The organism is Pseudorhizobium marinum (assembly GCF_000705355.1).
In the GTDB taxonomy this organism is placed as follows: Bacteria; Pseudomonadota; Alphaproteobacteria; order Rhizobiales; family Rhizobiaceae; genus Neorhizobium; species Neorhizobium pelagicum.
On the sequence record NZ_JMQK01000074.1, the window covers coordinates 1 to 590 of the forward strand.

Genomic DNA, 590 nt, shown 5'->3' on the forward strand with positions numbered 1-590 from the left:
CCGTAGACGTTGATGTGATCCTGCCAGTTCCTGGCGAAGGCCGCCATCAGCGCCTCGAAGTACTCCTTGCCGCCGATCTCGCGCATGAACTTGGTGGAGAAGTTGCAGTGCATGCCCGAGCCGTTCCAGTCGGTGTCGCCGAGCGGCTTGCAATGGAATTCGACGTCGATGCCGTATTTCTCGCAGAGACGCAGGAGCAGGTAGCGGGCAATCCAGATCTGGTCGGCGGCACGCTTGGAGCCCTTGCCGAAGACCTGGAATTCCCACTGGCCCTTGGCCACCTCGGCATTGATGCCTTCGTGGTTGATGCCGGCTTCGAGGCAGAGGTCGAGGTGTTCTTCGACGATCTCGCGGGCGATCGAACCGACGTTCTTGTAGCCGACGCCCGTGTAGTACGGACCCTGCGGCGCCGGGTAGCCCTGCTCCGGGAAGCCGAGCGGACGGCCGTTCTCATAGAAGAAGTATTCCTGCTCGAAGCCGAACCAGGCGTCTTCGTCGTCGAGGATGGTGGCGCGGCTGTTGGAGGAATGCGGCGTGACGCCATCCGGCATCATCACTTCGCACATCACCAGCGCACCATTGGTGCGGGC

Annotated in this window: 1 pseudogene; it reads right to left on the bottom strand. The window is 62.2% G+C overall.

What is annotated here, in order from left to right:
- A pseudogene (locus EO99_RS0125440) lies at positions 1-590 on the bottom strand (glutamine synthetase); the annotation flags it as partial.